Raw genomic sequence first — 12,589 nt, forward strand, 5'->3', positions numbered from 1 at the left:
GTTACATTTAATACCTTCTATAGAAATAGATATTCTTTGAAGAAGGAATAGACCGTCTTTCTATTTTAACGAAATGAATGTAAATGTAAACCGCGCTATTTAATTGCAGTCAGTATAATTCAGATTCTTTTTTATTGATTATAGTCTGTATTTATTAATAATTAACATTTGCACAACACATCAATCAATTATAGAATCGATACAAGGTTTGTAAGTGAAGTGGAAGGAGTGTCCAAATGATCGATTTTCCTTTACAAGAGGTACGTATTCGAGAGTTACAACAATGGATGGAAGAAGGAGAGCAGACTTCTGTATCGTTAACGTCTTTGTATATGCAGCGTATAGCTGAAATAGATCAAGATGGCCCTTTATTACGATCTGTGATTGAATTGAATCCAGATGCGATCTATATTGCTGCTCAAATGGATCAAGAACGAGCACAAGGACAAGTTCGTAGTGAACTGCATGGTATACCCATCTTGATTAAAGACAATATTAATACAGGTGACCATATGCATACCAGTGCTGGATCATTAGCGTTATCAGACTCTTTTGCTCCAGAAGACGCTTTTTTAGTACGACAATTACGGAAAGCTGGAGCTGTTATTTTAGGCAAAACCAATCTGACCGAGATGGCGAACTTTATGTCTTTCAATATGCAAAATGGGTACAGTGCCCGCGGAGGACAGACGCTTAATCCGTATGGCCCCGGACGATTGGATGTAGGCGGTTCAAGCGCAGGTTCAGGAGCTGCGGTAGCTGCCAATCTATGTGCTGTAGCAGTAGGAACAGAGACATCAGGTTCGATTTTGAATCCGGCAGCTAAAAACAGTCTGGTAGGTATCAAGCCTACACTGGGTTTGATTAGTCGGACAGGCGTGATTCCGATAGCCTATACACAAGATACAGCAGGTCCAATGGCTAGAAATGTAGAGGATGCTGCTATTCTATTACAGGTATTAGCTGGAAAAGATGAACAAGATGCGCCAACCCAGACTTCACCTGTTCCGATACCCGATTATACGTCTTATTTAGATGCAGAAGGCTTACGTGGAGCACGAATCGGTATTAATCGAGCTTATGTGCATGAGTTAAGCGACGAAGAAAAGTCGATTATGGAAGCTTCTATCGAAGCGATGTATCATGCAGGAGCCGTTATTGTAGACCATACCGATCTGGATCATATTGCTTCAGAAGACATGACTGTTTTATTGTATGAGTTCAAGTCGGCGCTTAATCATTATTTATCGACACTAGGTCCACAATCATCGATTCGAACACTTAAAGATATGATTGATTATAATCATCTTCATCATCAAGATGCACTCAAATACGGTCAAGAAATCTTGATCAAAGCGCAATATGAAACGTCAGGTAAATTAACTGAAGCTAAATATATTCAGGCTCGTCTAAGCGATTGGAATCAAGCACGAGAAGAAGGTATAGATCGTCTGCTTCGAGAGCATCAATTAGATGCGATCTTTTCCCCGAATCATACTGATGCACCCGCAGTAGGGGGTTATCCGGCAATTATTGTACCGGCAGGTTATCGCCGAGACGGTATGCCTTTCGGTATCAGCTTTATGAGTACAGCGTACAAAGAGCCCGAATTGATTCGAATCGCGTATGCTTTTGAACATACGGTACCTGCACGCAGAAGACCTATGTTATAAGTCGTTTATTCTATAAATAAAAGCAGTAATTCTGACTTCAGAGTTACTGCTTTTTTACGTGGTTATTTATGCAGAAAAATAACTAAAAAATTTAGTGAACTAGCTGTAAACTTTTTGCTGAATTTTGACGAAATAGTAAAATAGAACTATTTGTTACTTTATGATCTCAGACAACTAAGGAGGCGCTTATGAAAAGCGTATTAGCAAACAACGAAGAGAAACAAGCAACTGCTTATGAAAGATTAGCATCCAAACTTTTGCTATACACGTTAGCTATTATTTTGATCAGTTGTATTCCTATTTATGGAGCAATGTACTTTTTTCATCTGGTCGATTTGTATACATGGTTATATCTAATCGTTTGTGTATGTATTTTAGTTCCAGCGGCTTTCTTTATATTTAAAAAAACAAATCATTTATCCATAGGTAAATACTTATTAACACCGTTATCTTTTATCGCATGTACTTGTGTTATCTGGGTATTGCCTTCACAAGCTTCATGGTCAGCATTTTTGATCTATATCACTCTTTCTGTAGTGTACTTGAATATGCGTGTCAGTATTGTAGCTACCATATATGCAGTCGTGTTAGAAGTAATTCTACTTGTATTTGATCCATTGGTAACAGCGCTTCCTGTATTGGATATGATCGTATTATTTGCTGTTACGACGATGGTTGGTTCTGCTGGGGTAGCGATCTGTATTTTGGGTCAGAAGATGATGAGCAATTTGCATCAACAAAAAGAACAAATTGATAATTTACTACAAGAAGTTGAGCGTTCTGCACAAGAGTTGACACAATTCGGTGGACAATTGCAACGTAATGCAGAAGATACAGATCGTATCGGTAAAGAGTTAACGACAGGATTTAATGAAATTGCAAAAGGTATTGATTCACAAGCAGGTAGTATCGGTGAAATTAATACATCTATGCAAAATTCAGAAACGTTTATCCGCAATATTGGCAATACCGCAAATGATATGACAGAGCTAGCTGAACGAACAGCATCATTAACTCGCTCAGGAAATGAACAAGTTATTCGTTTGCGCGAAGGTGTGCTTGAAGTGGGGCAAACGATAGATAATACCCATGCAGCGATGAATACATTACGCAACTATGCACAAGAAATCTCTTCTGTATCTCAAGCGATTGAAAATATCGCTCGTCAGACCAATATGCTTTCTTTTAATGCAGGTATTGAAGCATCTCGTGCAGGAGAACATGGACGTGGATTTGCAGTTATTGCTACCGAGATTCGTGATCTAGCCAGTGAAGCGCAACAGTCTACAGTCTTGATTACAGATATCTTGCATCGTATTCATGATCAGACAGAAGTCGTATCCGGTCGTATTCAACAAGGTAAAGAAGCGATTGATGTAATTCAACTTTCTGCGGAGCAGACCGAATCTTCGTTTGGAGATATCATGACAGAAGCGAATACAGTATCAGATCGTTCGGTAGAAATTGGCAGTATGCTTAAAGAATTAATTGAAGGTATTCGTCATTCAGTACTCGAAACAGGAACGATCTCGGCAGTAACAGAACAATCTAGTGCGTCTATAGAACAAATGACGTCAAGCTTACAAGAGCAATCTACACGCGTGAGTCGTATTGCAAATAGTATTGATGAATTGAAACAATTGATTGATATCTTAAATCATTCATTGGATCAAAATAATGCTCTAGTAAAAAGTGACGAAATTGTGACTGAAAAAGCATCTTAATTTGTCAATAAAAAGACAAAATGTAGTCAGATTCATACACTTATTCGACAAAATATTTCCAATACGGTGTACTTGCTTTCTGTAAAACAAAGACCAAAAAGTCTTGTAAAACGATTGAACAAACACTACTCATGTGGTTTTTACATAGGGTAGTGTTTTTTTTGGTTGTAATTATGCAGGTTGGGTCTTTTGACCAGTTTCTTATTATAAGGATTGACTATTTCTGGAATATAGATGAATATATATGCATATAATTCCATTAATTGGTGGACGGAATTATCCGCTAGATGTCGCTATTTTTAGTCGGTATTTTCTTCGTATGTATGCGTGCTTGACCTGATTCTCACTACCTGATCTATATCTAGAAGGAGGAATTAGAATGCAGCAATCCCCAGTCACTGTAGAGCAAATTATTACCATGATTAGTGAGGTAAAACAAGACCCTTCCTGTTTGACACGTCTGGACCGCGATTCTGATATTATTCATGATGCCGGGCTTGATTCTATCCAATTGATTCATTTTATTTTACGAGTAGAAGATGATTTTAATGTTGAAATTGATTTTGAAGAATTTGATATGGAACATTTAGGTTCTATTCAAGCGTTCTGTAACTTTGTTAGTCTTGAAGCCAATCAAGGTCAGGCTGTAGAAGAACAGGTGAAAACGGTATAAGCGCTTACATAAAAATTAAAGCGCTAACACTTGTTGTGTATATACAACAGTATCATGAACATTATTTGCAATAAATACGTTTTGTATATCAGAAATTTTGCTTGTCACTTATTGGGCTTATGATGCGATGTGTCGTTAAAGGACAGTCTGCTTTGAACATTGAATTCAAAGGAAGAGGTGTTTTTTTTGCAACCAAGAAGCGAAGTAACCATTGACCGCAAAGAATTTCAGCTGATTAAACGAACCATTCGCAACGCTACTGTCTCTTACCGTAACCAGATCAAAGATCCGACGTACAAAACGCCAATCCCGCAATCATTAGGGATTAAATTAACGAACCGTTGTAATCTGCGCTGTACACACTGTTTTCAGTGGAATGAAGATGGCTATCATCATCAAATGGACAAAGCAGAGCAAAATATGGATCTTGATCCATTGATTTTCAAACAATTATTGGACGATACCAAAGAAGCGAAGTCTCGTCTATATCTATGGGGCGGAGAACCGATGTTTCACCGTCAATTTGGAGAAATTCTGGAATACATTCAGAATGATCGCCGTGAGATGACGATCTGTACGAATGGACTATTAATAGATAAATTTATTGATCCTATTCTAGATTTATCTGAAAATCTGGAACTGCTAATTGCTGTAGAAGGATTTGAATACGAGCATAATTTAATCCGTGGTAAAGGTACATTTCAAAAAACGATGGCACAAATTGATCGCTTAGTGGAATTGCGTGATCAAGGATTGTACAAAGGTAGAATTTCCGTTCATGCCGTTATCAACGATAATATGATCGGTCGTATGACTGAATTGCTAGAGTTTTTTGAATCGAAAAAATTGGACTTGGTGATGTTGTGCTTCCCGTGGTACATTTCCCGCGAAACATCGCTCAAAATGGATACGTATTTCTCTGAAAAATTCCAATGGTTGCGTCAGTTAGATGAGCGTCATATCAGCAGCTGGCATGCATTTAAATACAAAATCAATCCTGATCGTATGGATGCGTTGATGGAAGATCTACACAAGATCAATGATCGTGTATGGAAAATCCGTGTTCGTTACCAACCGGGTCTGGATTATGATGAGATCGACAAATTTATTCATGGTGATGAAATGACAAGCCGTTGTTCTAATCACTGTCTAGCATTAACTTCTCGTACCGATATTGTGCCAGATGGTAGCGTTATGCCTTGCAAATTCTTTTCCGAGTTTACGGTTGGTAATCTGAAAGAGAAGAGCCTGAAAGAAATCTGGGATTCTGAAGAATATGAAAATGTAAGACATATTATCAATAAAGAAGGGCTAACGCCTGCGTGCTCGAAGTGCAGTGTATTGTATCTACATGGTGCAGGTACAGTCAATTCGCTCGACTATATTTAAGAGCGGAGGGAGTTCATGAGACAGCAGTTATCGCTAATGGATGCATTGACCGATCATCGTGATCAAGGTCGCTTTATATGGATTTTTAATATCGGCGCTGAATCGGTCTGGCACAATATCAGCAAAGGAGTGAGCGATCCTCAGGAACAAGAAGTTGTGAATCGAATCGAAGAGATGAATCTTTTACTCTGTCGTAAGCAGGATATTATGATTTTGCGTAAACAACCTGACCCGGATTATCTAGATATGTTGGAAAATCTGGGTTTTGAGTTACCACGAATTGAGATTCCACAAGGGGAAAGTGATGATCCGTTTGTATCGATTTCACAACTGATTTTGCAAGATGAAGCCTTGTTAGAACGGTTGCAGATGTATGGGGTGCAAGGTCGTGCCCTGTATGGAGCAACCTATCTTGTTCCTTATGCAGTCACGCAATGGGAAGAAGAAATTGCTCATACGTGTGAAGTTCCTTATATTGGGGCCCCTTCGGAGATTTGTAAAATGGTGAATGACAAAATCTTTAGTCGCCAAGCAGCGATCGAGTTGGGTTTTCCAGTCAGTAGCGGAACCGTATGCTCAACCGTCGAAGAGATTCGGCGTGAATGTCTAGCTATAGGTACAGCCGATGCCGAAGCTCAAATTATTATCAAAGAACCTTATGGAGCTTCTGGCAAAGGGCTGTATTTATTACAAGGAACGCAAAAGCTCGATGCTACGCTGAGTGTGATGAGTCGTTTTGCACGTAAGCAAAACAATCCAGACCAAGCATGGTTAGTCGAACGCTGGCACAAAAAGCAAATGGATCTAAATTACCAAATTTATATTCATCCTGATGGTGATGTTGAAGTCTTTTCTTTGAAACGTCAGGTGGTGGATGGAACCGTCTATATTGGTTCCTATATGCCTTCAGGGGTAACCGAAGAGATTCGCCAACAATCTCGTCAGTATGCGATGGAATTGGGACATTATTTGTACGAAAAGCAGTATCGTGGTATTGCTTCAATTGATGCATTTATTGATGAAAGCGGAGAATTGATTCCGGTGATTGAGATTAATGGGCGATTCACGTTATCGACCTATATCTCATTATTACCGCAAATGTTCGGGCTGCGCATATTCCGTTCTCGTTATTTCCGGCATATTACCAAAGAACGTTTAACGTATCAGACCCTTTGTCAAACGTTAGAGCAACATAATCTTTTGTATACTTCTGCACATCCTTTTGGGGTGTGGGTGTATACAGCAGGTACATTGTCTGCAAGCAAAACAACGAACGGATACAATAACCGTATTTTTGCTATTGTTATTGCCGATAGCACAGAAGAAGCACAGCGACTTGAAGAACAGTTGGAGCGAGTGATTGCTGAACTGTAAATAGCTTAGAGTTAGTTAGATGTCAAAGGAGGTCAAACGATGGAAGTTAGTGAACAACAAGTCGTACCTTTACTTGCTCAAGTGTTAAAAATGGCTCCAGCCGATCTGGAAAATCTACAACCAGATGATGATCTACGAGAGTATGGTCTCAATTCACTATCTGCGGTTGAATTGATCGTAGAACTTGAAAATCATCTGAATATCATGATCGACGATGATAATTTATTACTGGAAGAATTATCGACATTACGCCGTATCGAAAATATGTTAGCTCATTATGTTTAAGCGATCATTATCCAAACAAGTGTTACCGGAAACAGTAGGAGCGCCAGGACAGCATTGCTTTTATGCTAGCCTGCACGCTTTACTACTACGTCAGGGTGTCTATACCGATGAAGCCGATCTATATTTTCTATGTAACGGGTTGTCGATCTCGTATAAAGGAAATTTTGAATCATTTGGTCTGCGTCCGATGGCGGATTTGTTATCCCAGTGGTCAGCGAATACACAGGTTGAAGTCAAACATGTGACGATCGATCCAGCATTATCCAAGCGAAATGATTTTTTGATCTTACAAGATTGGTCTAACGCATTGGAAAATGGAAAAAGTATACTTCTTCATTTACAAAGTCATTGCCTGAATTTCCATCCGGTATATCAGAATAACCCGAGCAAAGGACATGTGATCCAGCTATACGGGTTGGATATGAAGCAGGATGAGGCCTATGTATCCGATCACTTTTTATTAGAAGAATCCGGTCATGTGCTTAGTTACAATGGCAAGACGAATCTTACTTTGTTGCTAGAAGGTATTACTGAATATGCGTATCTCAATAGTGATCCTGCGGAAGAGCTTAGTGTCCAACAAGTGATTCAGGCGTGTGATCGTCATTTAGAACAGTTTTTGCAAGAAAGCTGGTCAGCATATGCCGTCTTATTCTGTGATCTGGATCGTCTGTTAGAGATGGAAGATGAATCATTCCGTCAGAGTTGCGATACTCTTTATTACCAGCTACGGATCGAAAGTCTGATGCATCTACTACAGTATACCGAGCAATTTATGAGTCGTTATGAAGGATTAATGGGGAGTGAGCATGGTGCTTATCAATTGCGAGAAGATATTCATGAACTCCGCCAGACATGGAAAAGGCATCTGCTTCAACTGTATAAAATAGGATTGCGGGTTAACCGAGAGAAAGTAACTGATTATATTCAGCATAGTTTGCGTTTATTAGCCGAATTAAAAACATTGTTAGAGCGGATGAGAATGACGGTATATCAGATCCGTCTATAGCAGTGTGCAACATGAAGGAGGTCGTGTCATCTGTCAGCGATAACGTTAACTCAACTATCCAAAACATTTGAATATTACAAAAAAGAACCTGGACTACGCAAATCATTTTCGAATTTATTCAAACGGGAAAAATTGCAGAAAGAAGCTGTAATTGATCTTAGCTTTGATATTGAAGAAGGTGAAATTGTTGGTTTTCTAGGACCTAATGGAGCAGGTAAAACGACCACACTCAAAATGTTATCCGGTATTTTGCATCCTAGTGATGGTCAAGCTTCTGTACTCGGGTATACGCCATGGGAACGTAAAAAAGAATTTAAACGTCAGTTCTCGATTGTGATGGGTCAAAAAAATCAACTATGGTGGGACTTGCCTGCTAGTGATTCATTTGAACTCAACAAATTAATCTATGATCTGGACGATACTGAATATAAGCGTACATTGGACGAATTGGTTGAACTGCTGGGTGTCAGTGAGCAGTTACATGTGCAAGTACGCCGATTGTCTTTAGGGGAACGCATGAAAATGGAATTGATTGCTTCACTTCTTCATCGTCCGAAAGTCATATTGCTCGATGAGCCGACGATTGGTTTGGATATTATTTCACAAAGTAAAATCAGACAATTTTTTAAAACATACAACAAAACGTACAATACAACGATTTTGCTGACCAGTCACTATATGCGTGATATTGAAGACTTATGTTCTCGAACGATGATTATTAATCATGGGCAACTGGTCTATGATGGTGATCTCAAAAGTGTAAACGATGTGATTGGTTCTTGGAAATTACTCAAAATCCAATTGTCAGCACCGGTATCGGAATTGTCTTTGAATGGATATGGTAAAATTCGTTCTCGTTCTGAATTGGAAGTGGTGTTCGAACTTAGCAAGCAAGATGTACTACGTAAATCCAAAGAAATACTGGATCATTTACCTGTTATTGATTTTACAATTGAAGATATTCCTTTGGAAGAAGGGATTGCGATCCTGTACGAAAAAGGTGGGTTGCCCCATGCCCAATAAAGTCTATCGCAAAATTTTACATATGGGGATTCAAAATGAAATGGAATATCGAACCAACTATTGGATACAGCTAGTTAGCTTTTTTGTACCGATGATGACACAATTTTTTCTCTGGTTAGCGATTTTTCGTTCATCTGGTCAGGGAACGATTGTAGGTTATACGTTTCAAGAAATGTTGATCTACATTATTATGGCAGCGGTCACTGGTAAGCTCGTTGCTGCGGGATTTGAATATGAAATTGCAGGCGATATCAAAGAAGGCGGACTGGGTAAATTTCTAGTCCAACCGCTGAACTATTTTGCTTATCGTATCTTAAAATTTCTAGGTGCCAAAGCAGTCCAATCGGTACTGGTCATTATTTTTGCCGCTGTAGTCTTGATCTGGTTGCGGATCGGTCTACACGTTCCTGTAGGTTGGGATAGTGCATTACGTTATCTGATTGCTTTACCAGGTGCATTGTTACTCAACTTTGTGATCTATTATGCATTAAGCGGAATAGCGTTCTGGTTAACCGAATCGACCGGATTATTTTATACCTTATCGCTCATTATTTATATCGCGAGTGGTAGTGTTTTTCCGTTAACCATTTTTGGAGCGACGATTGCCAAGATATTAGGGATGTTACCTTTTTCGTATATTGTCTTTTTTCCAGTCAATATGATTACTGGTAAATTAACCACAACAGAAGCAATTACCGGTATAGGCATGCAGTGGTTATGGATCGCTGTTATTTTAGTGGTCGCTAGATGGGTATGGAGTTCAGGGGTACGCCGTTATGTAGCGGTGGGAGGATAATAATATGCAGATGATCTGGAAAGAAGCAAAGCGCTATTCTCGTATTTATGGACGATTTATGAAATTCTCTGTGATGTCGCAAATGGAGTATCGTACCAATTTTATTACAGCTTTTCTGATTGAAACAGCGTATCTACTGATCAAACTGTTATATGCGATTCTGCCGTATCAGGTAGGAACCGATATTAATGGCTGGTCGCCGGATGCGATTTTGTTATATGTAGGCGTATTTACCATTATGAGCGGATTATATAGTGGATTGTTTTTTACCAATTTTACTCAGTTACCAGATAAAGTACGTACTGGTTCGCTGGATGTACTGATTACGAAGCCCATTTCTTTGCAATTCGCTGTCACTTTACGTCAATTTGAATTGGGTTATACGATCCCCAATGTACTCGGTGGCAGTGTGATGGTAGCGATTGGCTGGAGTCGAATGGGATTGCCTGTAGACTTTTATCATATTGGCGGATTTATCTTTTTTATTGCGATTGGTGTCTTGGTTGCTTATTCTGTCTTTTTGTTACCACAATTGCTGGCGTTTTGGACGGTACAGACTACAGGGGTAACCGATATGTCAAATAGTGTGTTTGAAACGAATTATGTTCCTATGGCAGTCTATGATCGGATTATTCAGCGCTTAGGTACATTTTTATTACCGGTGTTCGTTATTTGTAACTTTCCACCAATGTTTGTTATGGGTGGACTCAGTGCAGGCATGGTCTGGTGGGCAGTACTTGCACCGATCTGGTTGCTGATCATTATTCGTGTGATCTGGCGTTATGCATTACGTCATTATTCCAGTGCTAGTCAATAAACATCCATTTTAAAAAGGAGGAATATACATATGAATGAACGGATCAGCAGTCAGCCATTGCTACACATGGGTGCTTTTGAAGCTGAATTATACTGGCGTGAAGATGATCTTGCCACACTGCCTGCACTACCTGATAAAGAAGCTGAAAAGATTGTCACAGCTATGGATGAATTATTGTTTACTTTTTGTCAGCCGGGTGACCTCTTATTTACTCGTTATGCGATGGAACCTGCGCAACGTCAATATGTTCATCAATTGGGATTTAGCGTATATGGCAATACGCAAGATCTGGAAATGGATGCTTCGAAAATCAAAGATCAGATTCTTGCGGGACAAGATCAGACGATGGCGGCGATCAATCGGTTGAGTACAGGCAAGCAAGCAGGAATGTCTGCACGCCCTGTATCTGTTTTCCAATGGATGGAACAACAAGATGAACAATTAGCCGAGCAATTTCCATTATCCACGATGAGTTTGTCTCCTTTTGCATGGATTCCTCATATTGAAGAGTTGAATCAACGCTTCGGTATTGGCTATCATGCTCCTGAACTTGAAGTCGTCAAAAGGGTCAATACCAAACATTACTCTGCACAGATGAAGCAGACATTGAACTTGAGTGGTGTCGGTGTATTAGTAGAGAGCAGTGAGGAATTGGTTGAAAAAGGAAGCGAGTGGCTAAAAGAAGGTTCTTTTCTGATTAAAGATAATTATGGTGTGTCCGGTAAAGGGAATATGTTGATCGATTCTCCTGAACTGCTTGTTCGTATCGGTCACGGTCTACACAAACAAGAAGAAAAAGGGAAGAAAGTCCAATTTCTGATCGAAAAGTATTTGCAAAAAGAACGGGATTTTTCTTGCCAATTTCATATTGATCCACAAGGTCAGATTGAAATGCTGTCTGTTCAGTGGTTGGCAAACTCTCAATTTGCGTATCGTGAGTCATTATCTCCTGATCCAGCCTTTATGATGCGACTCGAACAAGAAGGTTATTTTGCATTAATGGAACAGATCGGTAAGCAATTATATCAGGATGGATACTTTGGACATGTCTGTATTGACTCCATGGTATTACAAGATGGAAGCCTTGAACCGATGGTCGAGATCAACGCTCGCAAATCGATGAGCCTGATCAAGCACCAAATGGATCAATACCTGCGTACCTACGGACAGGTCGGCAATATGACCAACTATAACGTCTCACACACAGGCGAAGTCTCGCACGAACAACTACTTCATTTGTTAGATCAAGCCAACTTGCTCTATTTACCGAATCGTCAACAAGGCATTATCCCATTAACATCATCAGCCCTACACATCAACCACCGTTTCCGTAATGATAACAAAAAACACAAAGGCAGAATCTATCTCTCAGTCGTAGCCAGCCATGACCATATCAAACAACAATTACTAACCCAATTCGAACAACTTCTAGAAACCAACCAATTCAGCATATTAAACTAATCAACCATATAATCATTGATCTATTTCATCTATAAATAAAGAATCTTCACCATCACATATTCGAATCAATGCCATAACATCTAATTATAATATTTATTTTACTGATTTCGCTGCTACCCCCACTCTGGGGAAGCAAGAATCATATGCTCTTAATCTCTTAAATAACATATTGTTCTCCCACCACCAGCGAAGGAAATCTATTATTCTGAAAGTCGCCTTTAAGACTAGGATATCGACCGCCCAGCGGTCCATTCAAGATATCCAAGTCTTACCAGCGACGCCAAGAATAATAGATGCCCGTAGCGATATACAACTCAAGAACAATATACCCCACTCTAAAAGTATTATTCTTTTCTTCACCACCC

The 12,589-nt window shown here is 39.4% G+C and carries 11 protein-coding genes; all 11 read left to right on the forward strand.

Annotated features, from left to right (window positions below; all coding sequences use genetic code 11):
* Positions 1 to 236 precede the first annotated feature (236 nt).
* A complete protein-coding gene (locus tag PO903_RS12420; protein ID WP_273593566.1) occupies positions 237 to 1,673 on the forward strand; it encodes an amidase family protein in 1,437 nt (478 codons plus the stop codon).
* 188 nt (positions 1,674 to 1,861) lie between these two features.
* Positions 1,862 to 3,397 carry a methyl-accepting chemotaxis protein gene (locus PO903_RS12425; protein ID WP_273593567.1) on the forward strand — a complete coding sequence of 512 codons (1,536 nt, stop codon included), beginning with the start codon at positions 1,862 to 1,864 and terminating at the stop codon, positions 3,395 to 3,397.
* A 379-nt stretch (positions 3,398 to 3,776) separates the two neighbouring features.
* Positions 3,777 to 4,070: an acyl carrier protein gene (locus PO903_RS12430; RefSeq protein ID WP_069326940.1), complete on the forward strand. Its 294-nt coding sequence runs from the start codon at positions 3,777 to 3,779 to the stop codon at positions 4,068 to 4,070.
* A gap of 186 nt (positions 4,071 to 4,256) precedes the next feature.
* Positions 4,257 to 5,459 (forward strand): radical SAM/SPASM domain-containing protein, encoded by a 1,203-nt coding sequence (locus PO903_RS12435; RefSeq protein WP_069326941.1) that lies wholly within the window; start codon positions 4,257 to 4,259, stop codon positions 5,457 to 5,459.
* Positions 5,460 to 5,474: 15 nt separating this feature from the next.
* Positions 5,475 to 6,833 (forward strand): preATP grasp domain-containing protein, encoded by a 1,359-nt coding sequence (locus tag PO903_RS12440; RefSeq protein ID WP_273593568.1) that lies wholly within the window; start codon positions 5,475 to 5,477, stop codon positions 6,831 to 6,833.
* A gap of 39 nt (positions 6,834 to 6,872) precedes the next feature.
* The gene (locus tag PO903_RS12445; RefSeq protein WP_069326943.1) at positions 6,873 to 7,118 is read left to right on the forward strand and encodes an acyl carrier protein; all 246 of its coding nucleotides are present in this window, start codon (positions 6,873 to 6,875) and stop codon (positions 7,116 to 7,118) included.
* Complete coding sequence (locus PO903_RS12450) at positions 7,111 to 8,127, forward strand: BtrH N-terminal domain-containing protein (protein WP_273593569.1); 1,017 nt, start codon at positions 7,111 to 7,113, stop codon at positions 8,125 to 8,127. Before PO903_RS12445 ends, PO903_RS12450 begins: the two co-directional genes overlap by 8 nt.
* Before the next feature lie 30 nt (positions 8,128 to 8,157).
* Positions 8,158 to 9,150: an ABC transporter ATP-binding protein gene (locus PO903_RS12455; RefSeq protein WP_069326945.1), complete on the forward strand. Its 993-nt coding sequence runs from the start codon at positions 8,158 to 8,160 to the stop codon at positions 9,148 to 9,150.
* Positions 9,140 to 9,946: an ABC transporter permease gene (locus PO903_RS12460; RefSeq protein WP_137222301.1), complete on the forward strand. Its 807-nt coding sequence runs from the start codon at positions 9,140 to 9,142 to the stop codon at positions 9,944 to 9,946. The genes PO903_RS12455 and PO903_RS12460 overlap by 11 nt, the downstream gene beginning before the upstream one ends.
* A 4-nt stretch (positions 9,947 to 9,950) precedes the next feature.
* Positions 9,951 to 10,763: an ABC transporter permease gene (locus PO903_RS12465; RefSeq protein ID WP_069326947.1), complete on the forward strand. Its 813-nt coding sequence runs from the start codon at positions 9,951 to 9,953 to the stop codon at positions 10,761 to 10,763.
* Positions 10,764 to 10,793: 30 nt separating this feature from the next.
* Positions 10,794 to 12,224 (forward strand): ATP-grasp domain-containing protein, encoded by a 1,431-nt coding sequence (locus PO903_RS12470; RefSeq protein ID WP_069326948.1) that lies wholly within the window; start codon positions 10,794 to 10,796, stop codon positions 12,222 to 12,224.
* Positions 12,225 to 12,589 lie beyond the last annotated feature (365 nt).

This window comes from Paenibacillus sp. PK4536, assembly GCF_028594455.2.
Lineage (GTDB): Bacteria > Bacillota > Bacilli > Paenibacillales > Paenibacillaceae > Saccharibacillus > Saccharibacillus nuruki.

Excerpts from the sequence above, each read along its gene's own strand:
- PO903_RS12420 (WP_273593566.1), top strand. The coding sequence starts at position 237 with ATGATCGATTTTCCTTTACAAGAGGTACGTATTCGAGAGTTACAACAA.
- PO903_RS12425 (WP_273593567.1), top strand. The coding sequence starts at position 1,862 with ATGAAAAGCGTATTAGCAAACAACGAAGAGAAACAAGCAACTGCTTAT.
- PO903_RS12430 (WP_069326940.1), top strand. The coding sequence starts at position 3,777 with ATGCAGCAATCCCCAGTCACTGTAGAGCAAATTATTACCATGATTAGT.
- PO903_RS12440 (WP_273593568.1), top strand. The coding sequence starts at position 5,475 with ATGAGACAGCAGTTATCGCTAATGGATGCATTGACCGATCATCGTGAT.
- PO903_RS12445 (WP_069326943.1), top strand. The coding sequence starts at position 6,873 with ATGGAAGTTAGTGAACAACAAGTCGTACCTTTACTTGCTCAAGTGTTA.
- PO903_RS12450 (WP_273593569.1), top strand. The coding sequence starts at position 7,111 with ATGTTTAAGCGATCATTATCCAAACAAGTGTTACCGGAAACAGTAGGA.
- PO903_RS12460 (WP_137222301.1), top strand. The coding sequence starts at position 9,140 with ATGCCCAATAAAGTCTATCGCAAAATTTTACATATGGGGATTCAAAAT.
- PO903_RS12465 (WP_069326947.1), top strand. The coding sequence starts at position 9,951 with ATGCAGATGATCTGGAAAGAAGCAAAGCGCTATTCTCGTATTTATGGA.
- PO903_RS12470 (WP_069326948.1), top strand. The coding sequence starts at position 10,794 with ATGAATGAACGGATCAGCAGTCAGCCATTGCTACACATGGGTGCTTTT.